18 protein-coding genes are annotated in these 19,650 nt (G+C 70.2%); 5 read left to right on the top strand and 13 right to left on the bottom strand.

The window, feature by feature from the left end; translation table 11 throughout:
* Window positions 1-3: 3 nt before the first annotated feature.
* Genes fdhF through MKD50_RS12500 form a run of 3 tightly spaced genes read right to left on the bottom strand, consistent with a single transcriptional unit; the run spans window position 4 to window position 5,017 of the window.
* A complete protein-coding gene (fdhF, locus tag MKD50_RS12510) occupies window positions 4-2,883 on the bottom strand; it encodes a formate dehydrogenase subunit alpha (RefSeq protein WP_252667248.1) in 2,880 nt (959 codons plus the stop codon).
* Between the two features lie 35 nt (window positions 2,884-2,918).
* Window positions 2,919-4,481, bottom strand: coding sequence for a formate dehydrogenase beta subunit (locus MKD50_RS12505; RefSeq protein ID WP_252667247.1), 1,563 nt, complete (start codon window positions 4,479-4,481; stop codon window positions 2,919-2,921).
* On the bottom strand, window positions 4,478-5,017 hold the full coding sequence (locus MKD50_RS12500; protein ID WP_252667246.1) for a formate dehydrogenase subunit gamma: 540 nt from the start codon (window positions 5,015-5,017) through the stop codon (window positions 4,478-4,480). The genes MKD50_RS12505 and MKD50_RS12500 overlap by 4 nt, the downstream gene beginning before the upstream one ends.
* A 160-nt stretch (window positions 5,018-5,177) precedes the next feature.
* On the opposite strand from MKD50_RS12500, the gene MKD50_RS12495 reads away from it, so the two are divergent.
* A complete protein-coding gene (locus MKD50_RS12495) occupies window positions 5,178-6,278 on the top strand; it encodes a substrate-binding domain-containing protein (protein WP_111518648.1) in 1,101 nt (366 codons plus the stop codon).
* Here the strand turns inward: MKD50_RS12495 and fdxA are convergent.
* Entirely contained in the window at window positions 6,275-6,604 is a 330-nt protein-coding gene (gene fdxA, locus MKD50_RS12490) for a ferredoxin FdxA (protein ID WP_115679517.1), read from the bottom strand. The genes MKD50_RS12495 and fdxA overlap by 4 nt on opposite strands.
* A gap of 134 nt (window positions 6,605-6,738) precedes the next feature.
* On the bottom strand, window positions 6,739-7,206 hold the full coding sequence (locus tag MKD50_RS12485; RefSeq protein WP_115708362.1) for a hemerythrin domain-containing protein: 468 nt from the start codon (window positions 7,204-7,206) through the stop codon (window positions 6,739-6,741).
* 361 nt (window positions 7,207-7,567) lie between these two features.
* On the opposite strand from MKD50_RS12485, the gene MKD50_RS12480 reads away from it, so the two are divergent.
* On the top strand, window positions 7,568-8,215 hold the full coding sequence (locus MKD50_RS12480) for a recombinase family protein (protein ID WP_115706099.1): 648 nt from the start codon (window positions 7,568-7,570) through the stop codon (window positions 8,213-8,215).
* A 97-nt stretch (window positions 8,216-8,312) separates the two neighbouring features.
* Window positions 8,313-8,726 carry a hypothetical protein gene (locus tag MKD50_RS12475; RefSeq protein WP_115706098.1) on the top strand — a complete coding sequence of 138 codons (414 nt, stop codon included), beginning with the start codon at window positions 8,313-8,315 and terminating at the stop codon, window positions 8,724-8,726.
* Window positions 8,727-8,741: 15 nt separating this feature from the next.
* Here MKD50_RS12475 and MKD50_RS12470 read toward each other — a convergent pair whose 3' ends face one another.
* From MKD50_RS12470 to MKD50_RS12435, 8 genes are all read right to left on the bottom strand, one after another.
* Complete coding sequence (locus tag MKD50_RS12470; RefSeq protein WP_252667245.1) at window positions 8,742-9,689, bottom strand: glycosyltransferase; 948 nt, start codon at window positions 9,687-9,689, stop codon at window positions 8,742-8,744.
* Complete coding sequence (locus MKD50_RS12465) at window positions 9,682-10,683, bottom strand: glycosyltransferase family 9 protein (protein ID WP_240987593.1); 1,002 nt, start codon at window positions 10,681-10,683, stop codon at window positions 9,682-9,684. Before MKD50_RS12465 ends, MKD50_RS12470 begins: the two co-directional genes overlap by 8 nt.
* Window positions 10,684-10,808: 125 nt before the next feature.
* On the bottom strand, window positions 10,809-11,795 hold the full coding sequence (locus tag MKD50_RS12460; RefSeq protein WP_115706096.1) for a glycosyltransferase family 2 protein: 987 nt from the start codon (window positions 11,793-11,795) through the stop codon (window positions 10,809-10,811).
* A complete protein-coding gene (locus MKD50_RS12455; RefSeq protein WP_252667244.1) occupies window positions 11,782-13,563 on the bottom strand; it encodes a carbamoyltransferase family protein in 1,782 nt (593 codons plus the stop codon). The genes MKD50_RS12460 and MKD50_RS12455 overlap by 14 nt, the downstream gene beginning before the upstream one ends.
* Window positions 13,544-14,785: a glycosyltransferase family 9 protein gene (locus tag MKD50_RS12450; RefSeq protein WP_252667243.1), complete on the bottom strand. Its 1,242-nt coding sequence runs from the start codon at window positions 14,783-14,785 to the stop codon at window positions 13,544-13,546. The genes MKD50_RS12455 and MKD50_RS12450 overlap by 20 nt, the downstream gene beginning before the upstream one ends.
* Window positions 14,782-15,423 (bottom strand): D-glycero-alpha-D-manno-heptose-1,7-bisphosphate 7-phosphatase, encoded by a 642-nt coding sequence (locus tag MKD50_RS12445; protein ID WP_252667242.1) that lies wholly within the window; start codon window positions 15,421-15,423, stop codon window positions 14,782-14,784. Before MKD50_RS12445 ends, MKD50_RS12450 begins: the two co-directional genes overlap by 4 nt.
* Window positions 15,420-16,190, bottom strand: coding sequence for an SDR family oxidoreductase (locus tag MKD50_RS12440; RefSeq protein ID WP_371925334.1), 771 nt, complete (start codon window positions 16,188-16,190; stop codon window positions 15,420-15,422). The genes MKD50_RS12445 and MKD50_RS12440 overlap by 4 nt, the downstream gene beginning before the upstream one ends.
* Before the next feature lie 177 nt (window positions 16,191-16,367).
* Window positions 16,368-16,886: a hypothetical protein gene (locus tag MKD50_RS12435; protein ID WP_115706091.1), complete on the bottom strand. Its 519-nt coding sequence runs from the start codon at window positions 16,884-16,886 to the stop codon at window positions 16,368-16,370.
* Window positions 16,887-17,272: 386 nt separating this feature from the next.
* Between MKD50_RS12435 and MKD50_RS12430 the strand changes: the two genes are divergently transcribed.
* Complete coding sequence (locus tag MKD50_RS12430) at window positions 17,273-18,544, top strand: glycosyltransferase (protein WP_115706090.1); 1,272 nt, start codon at window positions 17,273-17,275, stop codon at window positions 18,542-18,544.
* A 64-nt stretch (window positions 18,545-18,608) separates the two neighbouring features.
* Window positions 18,609-19,637 carry a UDP-glucuronic acid decarboxylase family protein gene (locus tag MKD50_RS12425; RefSeq protein WP_240073806.1) on the top strand — a complete coding sequence of 343 codons (1,029 nt, stop codon included), beginning with the start codon at window positions 18,609-18,611 and terminating at the stop codon, window positions 19,635-19,637.
* Window positions 19,638-19,650 lie beyond the last annotated feature (13 nt).

Genomic DNA, 19,650 nt, shown 5'->3' with positions numbered 1-19,650 from the left:
CGCTCAGCCCGCGGCCTGCGCCGGGTCGGCGCTGGCTGCTTCCAGCAGCCGCAGCTGCGTGGCGTTGAAGTCCTGGTACTGGCGCTGCCATGCCGACGGCTGCGCCACCGGCAGCACCTGCACCGCGGTGACCTTGTACTCGGGGCAGTTGGTGGCCCAGTCCGAGTTGTCGGTGGTGATCACGTTGGCGCCCGACTCGGGAAAGTGGAAGGTGGTGTAGACCACGCCGGGCTGCATGCGCTCGCTGACGATGGCGCGCAGCACGGTGTCGCCGGCGCGGCTCTGCACCCCGACCCAGTCGCCGTCCTTGATGCCGCGCTCTTCGGCATCGTGCGGATGGATCTCGAGCCGGTCCTCGGCATGCCAGTGGACGTTGTCGGTGCGCCGCGTCTGCGCGCCGACGTTGTACTGCGACAGGATGCGCCCGGTGGTCAGGATCAGCGGGAAGGCGCGCGTGACCTTCTCGGTGGTGGGCACGTACCGGGTGATGATGAACTTGCCCTTGCCGCGCACGAAGGCATCGATATGCATGGTCGGCGTGCCTTCCGGCGCGTCGGCATTGCACGGCCACTGAATGCTGCCAAGCTGTTCCAGGCGCTGGTAGCTGACGCCGGCGAAGGTCGGCGTCAGCCGCGCGATCTCGTCCATGATCTCGGACGGATGCCGGTAGTCCATCGGGTAGCCGAGCGCATTGGCCAGCAGCATGGTGGCCTCCCAGTCGGCATAGCGCGCCTTGGGCGGCATCACCTTGCGCACGCGCGAGATGCGGCGCTCGGCGTTGGTGAAGGTGCCGTCCTTTTCCAGGAACGACGAGCCCGGCAGGAACACGTGCGCGTACTTGGCGGTCTCGTTCAGGAAGATGTCCTGCACCACGATGCATTCCATCGAGGACAGCGCCTCGGACACGTGCTGGGTGTTCGGGTCCGACTGCACGATGTCCTCGCCCTGGCAGTACAGGCCCTTGAAGCTGCCCGCCAGCGCGGCCTCGAACATGTTGGGGATGCGCAGGCCCGGCTCGGGGCTGATCTCGACCTTCCAGGCGTCTTCGAACAGGCCGCGCACGGTCGAGTCCGACACATGGCGATAGCCCGGCAGTTCATGCGGGAACGAGCCGATATCGCACGAGCCCTGCACGTTGTTCTGCCCGCGCAGCGGGTTCACGCCCACGCCCTCGCGGCCGATATTGCCGGTGGCCATGGCAAGGTTGGCGATGCCCATCACGGTGGTCGAGCCTTGCGCGTGCTCGGTCACGCCCAGGCCGTAGTAGATCGCGGCGTTGCCGCCGGTGGCGTACAGGCGCGCCGCGCCGCGCAGCTGGTCGGCGGGGATGCCGGTGACGCTTTCCATGGCCTCGGGCGAGTTCTCCGGCAGCGCGACAAAGTCGCGCCACTGCCCGAACGCGCGATCCTCGCAGCGCTCGGCGATAAAGGCTTCGTTGAGCAGGCCTTCGGTGACGATCACGTGCGCCAGCGACGTCACCAGCGCGACGTTGGTACCCGGGCGCAGCTGCAGGTGAAAGTCGGCGCGGATATGCGGCGAATCGACCAGGTCGATGCGGCGCGGATCGACCACGATCAGCTTCGCGCCGGCGCGCAGGCGCTTCTTCATGCGCGAGGCGAACACGGGGTGGCCATCGGTCGGGTTGGCGCCGATCACCATGATCACGTCGGCCTTCTCGACCGACTTGAAGGTCTGCGTGCCCGCCGATTCGCCCAGGGTCTGCTTCAGCCCGTAGCCGGTCGGCGAATGGCATACGCGCGCGCAGGTGTCGACGTTGTTGTTGCCGAACGCGGCGCGCACCAGCTTCTGCACCAGGTAGCCCTCTTCGTTGGTGCAGCGCGACGACACGATGCCGCCGATCGAATCCTTGCCGTGCTGTGCCTGGATCCGCTTGAATTCGGACGCGGCATAGTCGATCGCCTCTTCCCACGACACCTCGCGCCACGGGTCGGTAATTTTCGCCCGGATCATTGGCTTGAGGATGCGGTCCTTGTGGGTGGCGTAGCCCCAGGCAAAGCGGCCCTTGACGCAGGCGTGGCCCTCGTTGGCCTTGCCGTCCTTGTACGGCACCATGCGCACCACTTCATTGCCCTTCATCTCGGCCTTGAACGAACAGCCCACGCCGCAATAGGCGCAGGTGGTCACGGTGCTGTGCGAAGGCTGGCCCAGCTTGATGATCGAGGTCTCGGTCAGCGTCGCGGTCGGGCAGGCCTGCACGCAGGCACCGCACGAGACGCAGTCCGACTCCATGAACGGCTGGCTGGTGCCGGGCGAGACGCGGGAATCGAAGCCGCGGCCGCTGATGGTCAGCGCGAACGTGCCCTGGGTTTCCTCGCAGGCGCGCACGCAGCGGTTGCAGACGATGCACTTGGAGGGATCGTAGGTGAAGTAGGGATTGGACTCGTCCTTCTTCATCTGCGTGTGCGTGGCGATCGGGGCCGATGCCGGGCCGCCGTCGTTGTAGCGCACCTCACGCAGGCCGACCACGCCGGCCATGTCCTGCAGCTCGCAGTTGCCGTTGGTGGGGCAGGTCAGGCAATCGAGCGGGTGGTCGGAGATATACAGCTCCATCACCCCGCGGCGCAGGTCGGCAAGCTTGTCGCTCTGGGTCTTCACCTTCATGCCGGCTTCCACCGGCGTGGTGCACGAGGCCGGATAGCCACGCCGCCCTTCGATCTCGACCAGGCACAGCCGGCACGAGCCGAAGGCTTCGAGGCTGTCGGTGGCGCACAGCTTGGGGACGGCGATCTGCGCTTCCATCGCGGCGCGCATCACCGAGGTGCCGGCGGGTACGGTGACGCTGACGCCATCGACCTCCAGGGTGACCAGTTCGGTGGATGGGCTGGCGGGCGTGCCGAAATCGATCTCGTTGCGGGCGTTCATGGCGGTTTGTCTCCCGTGTCTCTGCTGGACCTGGCTCAGGCGGCCCTGGCTGGGTTGGAGGCGAGGCCGAAGTCCTCGGGGAATTCATTCAGCGCGGACAGCACCGGGTACGGGGTCATGCCGCCCATCGCGCACAGCGAGCCGTTGAGCATGGTGTCGCACAAGTCGCGCACCAGCGCTACGTGCTTGACCGGCTGCTCGCCGGCGATGATGCGGTCCATCACTTCGACGCCGCGGGTCGAGCCGATCCGGCACGGGGTGCACTTGCCGCACGATTCGATCGCGCAGAACTCCATCGCGTAGCGCGCCTGCCTTGCCATGTCGACGGTTTCATCGAACACCACGATGCCGCCGTGGCCGACCACGCCGCCGAACGCGGCATAGGCTTCATAGTCCAGCGGCACGTCGAAGCGCGACTCGGGCAGGTAGGCGCCCAGCGGCCCGCCCACCTGCACCGCGCGGATGGCGCGGCCGCTGCGCGTGCCGCCGCCGTAGTCGACCAGCAGCTCGCGCAGCGTGACGCCGAACGCCTTCTCCACCAGTCCGCCCTGCTTGATGTTGCCGGCCAGCTGGAACGGCAGCGTGCCGCGCGAGCGGCCCATGCCGAAATCGCGGTAGTACTGCGCGCCGCGCGCCAGGATCACCGGCACCGTGGCCAGCGAAATCACGTTGTTGATCACCGTGGGCTGGCCGAACAGCCCCTTCAGCGCCGGCAGCGGCGGCTTGGCGCGCACCACGCCGCGCCGGCCTTCCAGGCTTTCCAGCAGCGCGGTTTCCTCGCCGCAAACGTAGGCGCCGGCGCCCTTGCGCACTTCGAGATGGAAGCGCCGGCCGCTGCCGCGGATGTCGTCGCCGAGCCAGCCCGCGGCGCGGGCGATGCCGATCGCGCTTTCCAGCACGGCGATCGCGTGCGGGTATTCGGAACGGCAGTAGATGTAGCCCTGCTCCGCGCCCACCGCCAGGCCGGCGATGGTCATGCCTTCGATCAGCATGAAGGGGTCGTCTTCCATCACCATGCGGTCGGAGAAGGTGCCCGAATCGCCTTCGTCGGCATTGCAGACGATGTACTTGACGGCGGACTGGGCGCCGAGCACCGTCTTCCACTTGATGCCGGTCGGGAACGCGGCGCCGCCACGGCCGCGCAGGCCGGAGTCGGTGACTTCCTGCACGATCTCGGCGGGCTGCATGGCGAGCGCGCGCTCCAGGCCGGCGTAGCCCTCGTGCGCGCGGTAGTCGTCCAGCGACAGCGGATCGGTGATGCCGACGCGGGCGAAGGTCAGGCGCTCCTGCCGTTGCAGGAACGGGATCTGTTCGGTCAGGCCGTGTGCCAGCGCGTGCGCGCCGCCCTGCAACACGCCGGCATCGAACAGCCCCGGCACGTCGGCCACGCTGACCGGGCCGTAGGCCACGCGGCCGGCATCGGTCTGCACCTCGACCAGCGGCTCGAGCCAGAACATGCCGCGCGAACCGTTGCGCACGATGCGCACAGCCTCGCCGCGCGCGGCGGCTTCGCTGGCGATGGCGCGCGCGACCTCGTCGGCGCCCAGCGCCAGCGCGGTCGAGTCGCGCGGCACGAACAGGGTGGTGACGGTGCTCATGCCTGGGCCTCCGTTTCTGCGGGGGTGGACGGGGCGCGCAGCGCTCGCACCAGCGCGTCGAAGCGCGCCGCATCGACATAGCCGTGCAGCTGCTCGCCGACCATCACCGCCGGGCCGCAGGCGCACTGGCCCAGGCAATAGACCGGCTCCAGCGTCACCTGTCCGTCCGCGCTGGTTTCATGGAAGCCGCAGCCCAGCGCGCGCTGCGCATGCGCGGCCAGCGCCTCGGCGCCCACGGCCTGGCACGCCTCGGCCCGGCATACCTGCACCACGTGGCGGCCGGTGGGCTGCTGGCGGAAGTGATGGTAGAAGGTGACCACGCCGTGCACCTCGGCGCGCGACAGGTTCAGCGCGCGGGCGATCACGGGCACGGCGGTGTCGGGAATAAAGCCCTGGGTGTCCTGGATCTCGTGCAGGATCGGCAGCAAGGCGCCCGGCATGTGCTGGCGTGCCGCGACGATGGCGGCAATGTGCGCGGCATCGGGCGATGCCGCGGCACCGGGGGCACGGGGTGCGTGAGGGGCGATGTCTGGCATGGCGTCTCCTGTGAGGGCTCGCCAGGACCGGCCAAAGTGCCTGCCGGATCCCGCTTATATGCTATTTTTTTCCTATTTCCGGGCTACCGGATCGCCGTTTCGCCCGTTAGGCGGACTATATGAGAGTGACAGCGGCCCTTCAATAAGCTATTTTCTACATATGATCCGCATCTCGATCCAACCTCACCTGCAAATCCGGGACGACGCCCGGCCGGGCGCCGAGCCGCTGGACGTGTCCCGGCTGGTGGCCCTGCTCGGCCATATCGGCGAATCCGGCAGCATCAGCCAGTCGGCCCAGGCGGTGTCGCTGTCGTACCGCTATGCCTGGGGCATCCTGCGCGATGCCGAAGCGCTGTTCGGCGGCCCGCTGATCGACAAGACGCGCGGACGCGGCAGCGCGCTGACGCCGCTGGCGCAGCAGCTGGTGTGGGCCAGCAAGCGGATCGGCGCGCGGCTGTCGCCGACGCTGGACAGCCTCGCGTCCGAACTGGAGATCGAGCTGAAGAAGCTGATGGCGCAGCCCGAGGCCACGGCGCGGCTGCATGCCAGCCACGGCTTCGCGGTGGCGGCGCTGCGCGACTTCCTCGACGAGCAGCAGGTGCGGCACGACCTGAAGTACTGCGGCAGCGTCGAGGCCGTGGCGGCGCTGGCCGAGGGCGCCTGCGACATCGCCGGCTTCCATGTGCCGGTGGGCGAGTTCGAGCACGGCATGTGGCGCCACTTCACCACCTGGCTCAAGCCCGAGACCCACTGCCTGGTGCACCTGGCCGTGCGCAGCCAGGGGCTGTTCGTGCGGCCGGGCAACCCGCTCGGCATCCACACGCTCGAGGACCTGACCCGGCGCGAAGTGCGCTTCGTCAACCGGCAGGTGGGCTCCGGCACGCGGCTGCTGCTGGACCTGATGCTGGCGGCGCGCGGCATCGACGGCGCGCGCATCGAGGGCTACAGCAATGGGGAATTCACCCACGCCGCGGTGGCGGCCTACATCGGCAGCGGCATGGCCGACGTGGGCTTCGGCGTCGAGACCGCGGCGCGGCGCTTCGGGCTGGCCTTCGTACCGGTGATCAAGGAGCGCTACTTCTTTGCGATCGAGCGCGCCAAGCTGCGCAGCGCGGCGCTGGCCGGCGCGGTCGGGGCGCTGACCAGCGAGGCCTTCCGCCAGCGCGTCAATGCCCTGCCCGGCTATGACGGCACCCTGACCGGCACCGTGCAGACCTTGCCGGAAGCCTTCCCCGACTACCGCGACACACCGCCGCGCTAGCGCCGCAGCAACGACAGGCGGTCAGGATGGCCGGCCCACTGCTCGTGGTCCGGCAGCGGCCCCTTCGCCTTCATCAGCGGCAGCCAGTCGGGCCGTCGCGACAGCTCGGCGTTGAGCGCCAGGAAATGGCGCTGGGCTTCCGGCAGGTCATGCTCGGAATAGATCGCGCCGACGGGGCACAACGGCACGCACATCGAGCAGTCGATGCATTGGTCGGGATCAATGGCAAGGAAGTTCGGCCCTTCGTGGAAGCACGACATCGGGCAGACTTCGACGCAGTCGGTATGGCGGCACTGGATGCAGGCATCCGTCACGACAAAGGTCATGGGGAGTTACGGCACGGCAGGGAAACAGTGCGTGATGGTAACGGCCGGCCGGGGCGCGTGGAGCACCCCGGCTTGTGCGACTTCTTCAAATCCGCTGAAGCGGCGCGGCGGCGCGCCCGCCTGGCACCGCCGCGTCAGGCGGTCTCGCGCATCAGCTCTTCCTTGCGCGCGGCCATGGTCTGGGCCACATCGCGCAGGTCGACCTTTTCCTTGATCACGTTCTTGAACAGCTCGCCTTCCTCTTCCTCGACGTGGTGGGAAACATATTCCGACAGCACCGTGAAGCTGGCCTCGAGCATGTCGCCGGCGGGATCTTCCTCGATCGCGGCAATCAGGTCCTTGGCGACCTGGTGCTCGACCTGGGCCTCGTCCAGCATGTCATCGATTTCTTCGCTGACGCCCCGCAACGCCGGGTAAAAAATTTCTTCCTCGATGGTGGCGTGCACCGTGAGCTGGTGGCACACGTCGAGCGCGATCGATTCCTTCTCGTCGCGGTCGTCGGTGTCCTTGAACGCCTTGAACTGCTTCTTGACCGCACGGTGGTCGTCCATCAAGGCACCGAGTGCCTCGGCCTGGTCTGCGGGGATCTTCGACTTGTCCACGGTTCTCTCCTGGTGGGGAGCCGGCACTCCGGCTTCGTCCCGCAAGGCAGGCAGATTCCGTGCCCGCGCCGCATCAGGCGCCGCGGCGCGCGCAGGGCGGGCCGGCCTGCGTGTCATTGCAATTCCTGCGCGAAGCCTTGTAATTGTGCCCGCGACGGCGCGTGGGGCCGCGCATGGCGTGCTCGCATCGCCTTTGCCCGCGGGTATGGCGTTGCACCGCTTTGATGGAGAGGCGTGACGCGCGGCATGAAAGTTGCGGCAGCTACGGCAACCGTTGCGTTATCCCGCAACCAGCCGGAACAGAATCCTCTGCCCGGACCGCTCTCACCAGCGTGCGGCGCGCGCGCCGTCCGACACCATCATGCCGACCACCTTCCTCTACTCCAATTGCGCCGATGCTGCGTCGGCGGTCCAGGATGAACTGCAGGCCGCCAGCGCCGCGGGCTATGGCGTCGAGCCGCAACACGTGTTCTGGGAGGCCGCGCCCGCCTCGGTGCCGGCACTGCAGCGCCCGCGCCTGCGCGCGCTGCAGCACCAGGTGCAACCGGGCGACGCGGTGGTCGCGCTGCGCCTGTGCAGCCTGGGCTGGAGCGTGCCAGAAGTGCTGGCCACGGTCCGGCGCTTCCGCCTGCTGGGCGTGGCGCTGTACTGCGTGCAGCTGTCGCGCGATGACCTCGCCAGCGCGACGTCGCCCGAAGCCGTCGAGGTTTTGCGCGCGGTCGCGGCGCTCGAAGGTGCGACCCGCAGCGTGCGCGTGCGCGAAAGCCTGGCCGCGGCCAAGGCCATGGGGCGCCAGGTGGGCCGTCCGCCCAAGCACACGCCCGAGCAGCGCCACGCGATCCTGAGCGCGCTGTCGGCTGGCTATTCTGTCAGCGAGACCGCGCGGCGCTTCAGCACGTCGCGCCAGACCGTGCTGCGCATCCGGGCGGCCGAGCCGCTGGCGCAGCGCGCGGCGGCCATCGCCCTGGCCGACGCCGAAGAATCCGCCACCGAAACGGCGACGGAATGAAACCCGCCGCCACCACGCGCGGCACGGTGGTGTCGCGCTCCGCTGCGTGCCCGCTCGCTTGCCCGGCCGCTTGCCCGGCTGCATTTGGCTGGCAGCCATGACCGACCTCCCGCCCAACGCCATCGACCTGCCCGCGGCACTGGTCGATGCCACCGGCCCAACCGCGGCCACGCCCCTGCGCGCGCGCCTGGCAAGGCCTACCCTGCTGCTGGAAACACTGCTGGCGACGCGGGTGGAACTGCTCAGCCGCGATCACGCCTGGCCGCCGCACACCCTGGCGCAGCGCCGCGCCGTGCTGATGGGGCTATGGGAGCAGCGCGCACCAGGACTGTTCGAGCAGGACGGCACTGCCGACAGCATCGAACGCTGCCTGCAGGCAGCGTTTGCCGAAGCGGCCGCCGGACGCCGGCTGGAAGCGGCGCTGCAGTTCAAGCGCGCGTATTACCTGGTGTGCTGCACGGCGTCGTCGGGCAGCCGCGCGAGGCTCCACGGCAACAGCGGTCCGGCCTAGCGGCAGGTGCCGCGGTCACGCGCACACCGCGCGCAGCGTCTCATCCCACTCCGCCACGAAGCGGCCGATGCCGAAGCGCTCGCGCGCCAGCCGGCAGCCGCGCTCGCCCCAGGCCCGCGCGAGTTCCGGATCGTCCAGCAGCTCGCGCATCACGCTGACCAGCACCTCGACGCGCGTATCCACATAGCCGTTGTTGCCGCTCTGGATCACCGTGGACAGCTCGGTGGTGGCCAGGCCGACAACCGGCACCCCCAGCATCATCGCCTCGACCACCGCCAGCCCCAGGCTGGTGTAGCGGATCGGGTTGAAGAAGAAGCGGTAGCGTGCGACAAACGCCGCCAGGTCCGGGTTCGGTATCTCGCCCAGTCCCCCCGCCTCCTGCGCCGCCATCCCGACCAGGTCCAGCGGCACCTGCTCGCGCACGCGCGCGAACAGGTCGGCGCCGAGCCGGCGGCCGCGCCGCGACAGGTGGTTGACCACGCTGATGCCGCGCGCCAGTTCGCCGCTGTAGCGCACCGCCTCGTCGACCAGCACGCCGTGCTCGATCACGCGGCACGGCGTGACGCCGCTGTCCCACATCAGCGCGTTGAACGGCGTCACGTGCACCAGCAGCATCGACGGGTCCTGCACCGGATGGCGCGTGTTGGTCGGGTGTTGCTGCGGCGGATCGTGTTCCAGGTAGATGGCCGGCAGCGCGCGCTGCGCGGCGCTGAGCAGATCTGCGCGGTCATGCTCGTAATGGTGGCGGTGCTGGTACAGCATGCAGTCGAAGCGGCCGGCGGGGACCGCGTCGTAAGGCACCTCGTGCACGTTGGCGCCCCACGGCAGCGCGCCGCCGGCGCCGGCATAGCCGGGCGCGCCGTCAGCGCGCGTGACCAGGTACAGCTCATGCGGGATCTGCGACAGGTAATACAGGTAGTTCCCGTGCACGTGCCAGGTCAGGATGCGCAGCCGCCTAGCCATGGCCGCGCTCCCGGACCGCCAGCGCCAGCGCGGCCTCCACCACGCTGGCCACGCTGATATTGGACGCGCACGGGTGCCCCGCGAGCGGGCAACGCTGGTGCATGCACGGACGGCATGGCGGCTGGTCGGCCAGCACGCGGTGCAGCGTAGTGTCGAGCGGCGCCCAGCGCGCGCTGTCGCTGCCGCAGGACACCACCACGCTGGGCGTGCCCACCGCCGCGGCGATATGCGAAGCGCCGGTGTCATTGCACAGCAGCAGGCGCGCATCGCGGATCAGCGCGGCCAGCGTGCCCAGCGCGGTCTGCCCGCACAGGTTGACCACCGGCTTGCCCAGGCGCCGCGCCAGCTGCGCCACTAGCGCGGCCTCGTCGCGGCTGCCGGTCAGCACCACCTTCCAGTGGCGCCGCAGCGCGCGCCCGGCCTCGGCAAAGCGCTCCACCGGCCAGCGCCGCGACAGCATGCGCGCGCCCGCGTGCAGGCAGACGTATTCGCCGGCAACCAGCCCGTGCTCGGCGGCCAGCAGCCGCCAGCTGGCGTGGTCGAGGGGGCGCAGCGGAAACGCCAGGCTGCGGTCCGCGCACGGATAGCCCAGCGCCTGCATCAGCGCCAGCAGCCGCTCGACCTCGTTGCCCTGCGGCCACGGCACCAGCACGCCGGCGCGACTGCAGCGCGCCGCGGCAGGGTCCGGGCAGAAGCCGGCCATGCGCCGGGCCCCGAGCCGCTGCACCACGGCGTTGGTCAGCGCGCCGCTGCCGTGCAGCTGGATCGCCAGGTCGAAACGCGCCGCGTGCGCAGCCGCGTAGAACGGGGCCGCCGCGGCCTCGGCGCAAGGTTGTTCCGGCATTCCCGGTGCGCCGGGAAACACCATCAGATCATCCACCAGCGCACAGAAGCGGGACACGAACTCCTGCGCCCACGGCAGGCCGATCAGCGTGATGCGGGCCTCGGGCTCGCCCGCGCGCAGCGCCCGCAGCGCCGGCACCGCGCACAGCATGTCGCCGAGCTGGAGCGCGCGGAACACCGCGATGCGCCGCACGCGCGCCGGCGCCGCGCGGCGCCGCGCCGCTGGCTGCGGATGCCGCGCGAGGGGCAAGGCCGTGACCGGCTCGACGCGTGCGTTCATAGGAACACCACCCGGAAGGCCAGCGCGCCGCGCAGACGCCAGTACAGCGACAGCGGCGGTATCAGCATGGAGGTGAACGCCATCTCGGCCACATGCGCCGGCGTCAGCGCCGCGCCACGCAGGCGCCGCGCGCACAATGCCGCGGTAAACCCGAGCCACAGCAGGCCCGCCGCCGTGGCCACGGCCGGCGCGCCCGCCAGCCACGCGCTCGGCGCGGCCAGCAGCGCCAGCACCGTCACGTAGTAATGCCAGGGCGGCACGCGGCGGATGCGCTGCCGGTACAGGCGCGGATGCTTCTTGTACAGCAGCGCGTCGAAGTACACCTTGGCCTGCGCCGCCACGCTGCTGCCCCATGCGGCCGGACGCACCGGATGCGCCACCACGGCCGCGGGCGCGCGCCCCACCGGGCAGACCTGCTCGATCAACCGGAACTGCAGGTCCGAATCCTCGCGCCACGCGCGCGTGAAGCGCTCGTCGAAGCCGCCGATGCGCAGCAGTGCGGCGCGCCGGACGAAGCAATTGGCGGTGACGAACTCGGCGTGCGCAAGGCCGCCGGTATCGCGCTCGTGGTCGGTCGGCCGCGCCGGCAGCGGCACGTGCACGGTGCCAGCCACGGCGCAGCACTCCGGCTGCTCCGCCAGCGCGGCGCAGCCCGCTTCGAGCCAGCCCGGATCCGGCACGGTGTCGTCGTCGGTAAAGGCAATCACAGACGCGCGCGCGCGGCGCCAGCCCGCATTGCGCGCGCCCGACGGGCCTTGCGTGCCAGGCACCGGCACATAGCGCAGCGCATGGTGCGGATGCTGCGCGGCCATCAGCGCCACCAGCCGTTCGATGCGGGCCTCGCAGCCATCGTCGGCAACGATGATCTCGTACGCCTGCGCGGGCAGGCTTTGCGCGCACAAGGCCTGCAGGCAGCGCGCCAGCAGTGCCGGCCGGCGCCAGGTGGGAACCACTACCGCGACCCTTGGCTCAGGCCTGTCCATGGGCGCCTCCTGTCTGTCCCTGGGCGCCTCCTGCGCCGGGTTTCTCCAGCAGGAACGGGCCGATCACCAGCGCGTCCAGCGGCGAGGTCCAGAAGCACTCGAGCGCGTCGCGCGGCGTGCACACGATGGGCTCGCCGCGCGTGTTGAACGAGGTGTTGACCAGGATCGGCACGCCGGTGCGGCGCTCGAACGCGGCCAGCAAGTCGTAGTAGGCCGGATTCTGCTCGCGGCGCACGGTCTGCACGCGCGCGGTGCCGTCAACGTGGCAGACCGCGGGAATGCGCGCCGCCTGCTCGGGGCGCACGTCGTAGATGAACAGCATGAACGGCGCTTCGCCGCGGCCAGGCTTGGCCGCGCTGAACCACTCGGGCGCACGCTCCTGCATCACCACCGGCGCCACCGGGCGGAAGTCTTCGCGGTCCTTGATCTGGTTCAGCCGCTGCTGCATGCCGGGGTCGATCGGCGAGGCCAGGATCGAGCGCGCGCCCAGCGCGCGCGGGCCGAACTCCATGCGGCCCTGGAACCAGCCGATGATCTTGTTCTGCGCCAGCAACTCGGCGGTCTGCCCGGCCAGGTCGTCGAGCCGGCGGTAAGGCAACCGGGCCCAGTCGAGGAAGGCCGCGATCTCGTCCTCGCCATACGCCGGGCCCAGGTAGGCGTGTTCCATGGACCATTGCCGCGCCGGACGTCCGCGTTGCAGGAAGTCGATCCACAGCGCCGCGCCCAGCGCGGTGCCGGCATCGCCGGCGGCGGGCTGCACCCAGACCTCGTCGAACGGGCTGTGGTCGCGCACGCGCGCATTCATCACGCAGTTCAGCGCCACCCCGCCGGCCATGGCCAGCTGCCGTTCGCCGGTGGCCTCGGCCAGCCAGGTGGTCATGCCGACCACGGTTTCCTCCAGCACCTCCTGCAGCGAGCGCGCGATATCGAAATGCGCGGCGCCGAAGGCCTCGCCGCGCTGGCGCGGCGGGCCCAGCAAAGCTTCCAGGTCGGGCTGCGCCACGCGGTAGCCGCCTTCTGCATCGCGCCGGACCATGTCCCGAAACACGCCAAGGTGCGCAGGCTTGCCGTAGGAGGCCAGCGCCATCACCTTGTACTCGTCCGACGAATGCAGGAAGCCCAGGTGACGCGTGACACGTTCGTACAGCAGGCCGAGCGAGTCTGGCAGGTCGATCTGCTTGATGCGCCGGTACTCCTTGCCGTCGAACACGCCGTAGCTGGTGGTGGCGCGTTCGCCGCGGCCGTCCATGGTCAGCACCGCGCAGCGCGCGAATGGCGCCGCCAGGAAGGCGCTGGCTTCATGTCCCATGTGGTGCTCGACGAAATGCCAGCGGAACGGCCCGTCGTGGCGCACGTCGCGAAAGCGCGCGGCCAGGTGGTGCGGCGCGCCGCCGGCCAGTTGCCGCGGTGCGTTGACCACGTACGAAAGGAACAGCGGGTCCCACGGCGACTGGTGCCCACTTGCAGCGCCGTGCGCCGACGGCTCCAGCGGCAGCGTCACGGTGGCGTCATGCCGGCGCGCGCCCAGCATCAGCGCGGGGTCGAACGCGTACGCGACGTGGTCGACCTCGCGCAGCGCGATGCCGGCCTCGCCCAGGCAATAGTCGATGGCGTGGAACGGCAGCTCCCACGCCGTGAACGGCACCGGGCGCTTGCCGTGCTTGACATGGGTGAAGCGCTCGTCTTCCGCCGCGGCGACGACCTCGCCATCGCGCACCAGGCAAGCGGCGGAGTCATGGTAGGCGGCGTTAATGCCAAGGGTGTACATGGTCGGCCTCGTCATGTGGGAGGTGGCGGGTTGCACTGTCGTCCGGCATCGCGGGCGCGGCATCGAACTCGGCAGGCGCCGCTGCGGCCGCGCCCACGCCGGGCCACGGCAGTTCGACCGCGGGCATGCTGTCGGGATTGCCGCCCAGCAGCGCCAGCGCGGCCTGCACCGCGTGCGCGGCCGGCACGTCTTCCAGGCAGCGATGGTGTCCCTGCGGGCACATGCTCTTGTAGCAATAGCGGCACGGCACATCGGCAAACAGCGTGCGGTGCGGCACCTGCCAGGGCGTGTGCTGCGGATTGGTCAGCGCGTACAGGTCCACCACCGGCGTGCCCAGCGCGGCGGCCAGGTGGACCGGCCCGGTGTTGTTCGACACCAGCAGGTCGGCGGTTTCCAGCAACGCGCCCATTTCGCCCAGGCGCAAGGCGCCGGCGAGCGGCACCACGCGCGCGTGGCCGGCGGCGGCGCAGACCGCGCGCACGATGTCATGCTCGGCGGCATCGCCGGTCACCAGCACGTGCGCGCCGGCCTTCACCGCCAGCGCGTGCGCCACCTGGGCAAAGCGCGCCGGCGGCCAGCGCCGCGACGGCGCGCTGGCGCCGGGATGCACCACCACCACCGGCCCGCTGCGCCCGCCGCGGATGGCAGCCAGGCGCCCCGCGACCGCGGTGCGGTCCGCCGCCAGCACGCGAAAGCGCAGGCGCGTCTCGCGTGCGACGGCTCCCACCTGCGCCACCAGGTCGAGCTGGCGCTGCGCCTCGTGGCGCGGACGCTGGCCCGGCTGCGTGCCCGGCTCGGTGTCGGGGACCCAGTCGCTCAGCAGCGTGTAGGGGTTTTCGCGGCAGCAGGCCAGCCGCAGCGGAATGCCCGCCAGCGCGCACAGTACCGCGGCGGGCAAGGGGCTCTGGCTGTAGACGGTGAAGATCACGGCCGCGTCGAAGCGAAAGCGCGCCAGCCAGCGCGCGCAGGCGGCAATCTCCGGCCCCGGCGCCGGTGCGGCCTGGGCCTCGGCATGCCTGGCCCAGGGCGCGTCCCAGGCCAGCACGCGGCTGACCATCGGCAGGTGCGGCGCCAGGGCCGCCGCGCTGTGCGAGGTCAGCAGCGTCAGCCGGCGCGACGGCAGTGCATCGGCCAGGGCCTGCATCGCCGGCGTGCTCATCAGCACGTCGCCCATATTGTCGAGGCGCACGCACAGCACGCTGCGCGCGGATTGCCAGTTCATGGCGCCTCCGCATGGCATGGTGACGCGGCCGTCGATGCGGCAGCGCCGACCGGGTCCGCTGCCCGGGTGCGCGCAACCACCAGGCGCGCGGCGGCGTCGAGCGTGGGCACCACGTAGTCGGCCTGGCGCGCGGGCGAAAGCTGCCATTCGGTCTCGTTGCCGCAGTCGACCAGCACGGTGGTGCAGCCTGCGCGGTTGCCGGCCTCGACGTCATTGAGGATGTCGCCGATCATCCAGGACCGCGCCAGGTCGAGCCGCCATGCCGCGGCCGCCTGCAGCAGCAGCCCGGGCATGGGCTTGCGACACAGGCACGCGCGCGCGTAGGGCGCCACCTTCCCTTCGGGATGATGCGGGCAATACAGGAAGCCGCTCAGCGCCGCGCCATGCTCGGCAAACATGGCCGCCAGCCGTTCACGCACTGGCACCAGCTCGGCCTCGGTATGCAGGCCATGGGCCACGCCGGGCTGGTTCGTCACCACCACCAGCGGCAGACCCAGGCCGCCCAGCACCCGCAGCGCGGCGGCGGCGCTTGGCGCAAACTGCATGCGCGCCGGATCGACGTTGTAAGGGACGTCGTCCAGTACCGTGCCGTCCTTGTCCAGCAGCACGGCCGCGCGTAGCGGGGCTGCGAGGCTCATGGCCACGAGGTCTCCTTCATGGGCAGCACCATCACCTCGGGGATGACGGTTTCTTCCGGCTGCGTCAGCACGAAGCGCACCGCGTTGGCGACATTGGCCGGATCCTGCAGATTGCCCTGGTCGATGTCGGGAAAGCGGTCCAGCAGGAACGGCGTGCGCATGCCGCCCGCGACGATCGCCGAGACCTTGATCCCGTGCGGCCGCAGTTCCGCATGCAGCGCGTGCGAGAAGCCCAGCAACCCCCATTTGGTCGCGTGATAGGCCGAGGCATTGGGCCACGCGCGCTTGGACGCGGTCGAGGCAATGTTGACGATATGCCCCCCGCCCTGCGCCTTCAGCACCGGCACCGCGGCATGCGCCATCAGGTAGGGGCCGTACAGGTTGACCATCAGCACTTTGCGCCAGGTCTCGGCATCGACCTCGTCCACCGGCAGGGTGATGTCGATGGCGGCGTTGTTGACGATGCCGTCGAGGCGCCCGCCGCGCGCGCGCACGGCTTCGAAGGCGGCGCGCACGGAAGCGGGGTCGGAGACATCCAGGTGCAGCGGCCACGCCTGCGCGCCGGCCTCGGCCAGCCCGCCGGCGCTGTTGTGCGCAAGCTTGTCGTCGATATCGGCCACGATCACGCCCGCGCCGGCCGCGCTCAGCGTGCGGCAGATGGCGGCGCCCAGCCCGCGGCCCGCGCCGGTGACGAGATAGGTGCGGTCCTGCAGCGGCATGGCGGTACCGGTTTGCGCGGCGGGTCGTGGCGATTGCGAAGTTGGCATGGTGGTTCCCCGGCGATCGGTATGTGAGTGGACTGTGATTCGGACTACGAATCGGACATCGGTGCTGGCACCTTGTCGGCTGCCGCATGCCGCGATCAGGACAGGCATGGCCGGGTGCGCAGGCTTGCTGCCAGTGCGAAATGTGTGCCAACAGTCGGGCCGAACGCGGCTGCCGGATCAGCCGGCCGGCTGCGCGCTCATGCAGGCCCCTTGCGCCACGGCCCGAAGCAGCATCGCCACGCAGCCGGCAAAGGCCTCGTCGTACCACGCGTTGGCCCCGCTGACGGCGACCACGATGCCATCCACCACGGCGGCGCCGCCGAGCAGGGTGTCGTCGCTGCGCAGCCGGTGCGGGCTGCAGTGGACCACCTGCGCGCTGGCCATGCCGGTGCGCCAGCTCAGGCTGGCCTTGGCGCGCGCGTAGCGGCTGTAGTCGGCATCCCAGGCTTCGCGCGACGGCAGCGAATGCTCATAGAGGATCGCTTCCTCGAAGGCGCAATCGCCGGGCTGCAGCGTCGGATCCATCACGACCACATGCATGCAGCCACTTTCGCCGACGGCCTTGTCGCGCAGCGAGGCCTGCAGCATTGGCAGCGCCAGTTCGACCGCGCGCCGCGCCGCGGCGGGATCGCTGAACCGGCTGGCACCGGCATGGGAGGCGCGGGGCGCCTGGCCCGCATCCGGGTTGGGTGGCATGGGCAGCTCCATCGATGGTTTGGGACGGCACGCCGCGAGGCATCGCGTGCAGCGCGGCTTGCATCGGAGTCATCGACACAGCAAACATCGGGCCGGTTGCAAGCCTGCTCTGCCCTGTGTTCAACCGGGAAGATCGGCAAGCGCAAATTACAAAGCGGCGGCGTAAGAATGACTAAACTGCGCGCGCACCGGCGGTCGTGCGTCTTCTTCGCAATGCGGTGCGCCTCGCCTCTCGAGAACCGTTATATCGCTTCTGCATCGGTTCCCCGCGCGACGTGTTTATCGCCGGAATATTTGCACCGGGGCGATGGCACGCTAGCTGCAAGGGCCACCACCTCCATCCCGCCCGCGTTCGCGGTCACGGCGGCAAACCACCGGAGCCAACCATGCGCAAGATCGCGCTTATCAGCGAACATGCCTCGCCACTCGCCAGTGTTGGCAGCACCGACTGCGGCGGTCAGAACATCTATGTGGCGCATCTTGCAAGGCAGCTTGGCAGCCGCGGCTACCAGGTCGATGTCTTCACGCGGCGCGACAAGGCGCTGTTGCCCGAAGTGGTGTCGTTCGCGCCCAACGTGCGCGTAATCCACGTCACGGCGGGGCCGCCGGTGCAGATCCCGAAAGAACAACTGCTGCCCTATATGGAGGACTTCGGCGCGTTCCTGGCCGACTTCGTGCGCGGCGATGCCACCGGCTACGACGTGCTCCATGCCAACTTCTTCATGTCCGGGCTGGCCGCGCTGCGCGCGCGCCACACGCTCGGCATCCCGCTGGTAATGACTTTCCATGCGCTGGGCAAGGTGCGCAGGTTGCACCAGGGCAGCACCGATGGCTTTCCCGACGACCGCTTCGGCATCGAGGACACGCTGGTGCGCGAGGCCGACTGCGTGGTGGCGGAATGTCCGCAGGACCTCGACGACCTCGTCAATCTTTACAGCGCCGATCCCGCGCGCGTGCAGACCGTGCCGTGCGGCTTCGACGCGGCCGAGTTCGCGCCGGTGCCGCGCGACGCGGCGCGGCGCGCACTGGGCTGGCCGCTGGATGGCTTCCGCGTGCTGCAGCTGGGGCGGCTGGTGCCGCGCAAGGGCATCGACAACGTGATCCGGGCGCTGGGCTGCCTGCGCCGCGACACCGGCCTCGACGCCACCCTGTACGTGGTCGGCGGCAACGCCGAGCAGCCAAGCGTGCAGGCCACGCCGGAAATCGGCCGGCTGCAGGACGTGGCCAGCGCCGAGGGCGTGGCCGAACGCGTGGTGTTTACCGGCCGGCGCGGGCGCGACACCCTGCGCCTGTTCTACAGCGCCGCCGATGTCTTCGTGACCACGCCGTGGTACGAGCCCTTCGGCATCACGCCAGTGGAGGCGATGGCGTGCGGCGCGCCGGTGATCGGCGCCGACGTAGGTGGCATCCGCTCCACCGTGGTGGATGGGCACACCGGCTTCCTGGTGCCGCCCAAGGCGCCGGCGGCGCTGGCGGCGCGGCTGGCGCAGCTGGCCGCCAACCCTGCGCTGGCGCGCCAGCTGGGCGAAGCGGGCCGGCGCCGCGCGCAGGCGCATTTCACCTGGGCCGGCGTGGCCAGGCAGATGGAGGCGGTCTATGCGCACGTCTGCGCCGGAGTGCCGGCGCTGCAGGCCGGGGCCCGCCGTGTCGCGGCCTGACGCCGGCGCGGCCTGATGCGCACGCGAGCGGCCGGCACGAGCAAACAATGCAAGGAGAACGGAAATGAAGGAAAGCGATCGCAAGCGCATCCTGGTCACCGGCGGCGCGGGATTCCTCGGCTCGCACTTGTGCGAGCGGCTGGTGCGCGCCGGGCAGGACGTGCTGTGCGTGGACAACTTCTACACGGGCACCAAGGAGAACATTGCGCATCTGCTGGGCCGGACCAATTTCGAGCTGCTGCGGCACGACGTCACCTTCCCGCTGTATGTGGAAGTCGACGAGATCTACAACCTCGCGTGCCCGGCCTCGCCGGTGCATTACCAGCACGATCCGGTGCAGACCACCAAGACCAGCGTCAACGGGGCCATCAACATGCTGGGACTGGCCAAGCGGCTCAGGGCGCGCATCCTGCAGGCCTCCACCAGCGAAGTCTATGGCGACCCCGAGCATCATCCGCAGCAGGAAGGGTACTGGGGCCACGTCAATCCGGTGGGCATCCGCTCCTGCTACGACGAAGGCAAGCGCTGCGCCGAGACCCTGTTCATGGACTACCACCGCCAGCACCGGCTGGACGTGCGCATCGCGCGCATCTTCAACACCTACGGGCCGCGCATGCATCCGGCCGACGGGCGCGTGGTCTCGAACTTCATCACCCAGGCGCTGGCGGGGCAGCCGCTGACGGTTTACGGCGACGGCGCGCAGACGCGTGCCTTCTGCTATGTCGACGACATGGTCGACGCGCTGGTCCGGCTGATGGAAGCCCCCGCCAGCGGCACGCCGGTAAACCTGGGCAACCCGCGCGAAACCACCATGCTCGAGATCGCGCAGGCGGTGCTGCGCGCCACCCGCTCGCCGTCGCGCATCGAGATGCGGCCGCTGCCGGCCGACGACCCGCACCAGCGCTGCCCCGACATCACGCTGGCGCGCCAGCTGCTGGGCTGGGAGCCGCACACCACGCTGGAAGACGGCCTGCGCCGCACCGTCGATTATTTTGCCGCGCGGCTCGCCGCCCAGGCGCATGCCGAAGGCGCGCCCGGCAACGTGGTGCCGGTGTCGGCCACCGCGCGCGAAGCGCGTGCCGCGCTCAGTTGACGGCGTGCCGGAG

The organism is Cupriavidus mimosae (genome assembly GCF_023952485.1).
GTDB classification, from domain to species: Bacteria; Pseudomonadota; Gammaproteobacteria; order Burkholderiales; family Burkholderiaceae; genus Cupriavidus; species Cupriavidus taiwanensis_C.
This window is presented reverse-complemented; position numbering and strand designations above follow the sequence as displayed.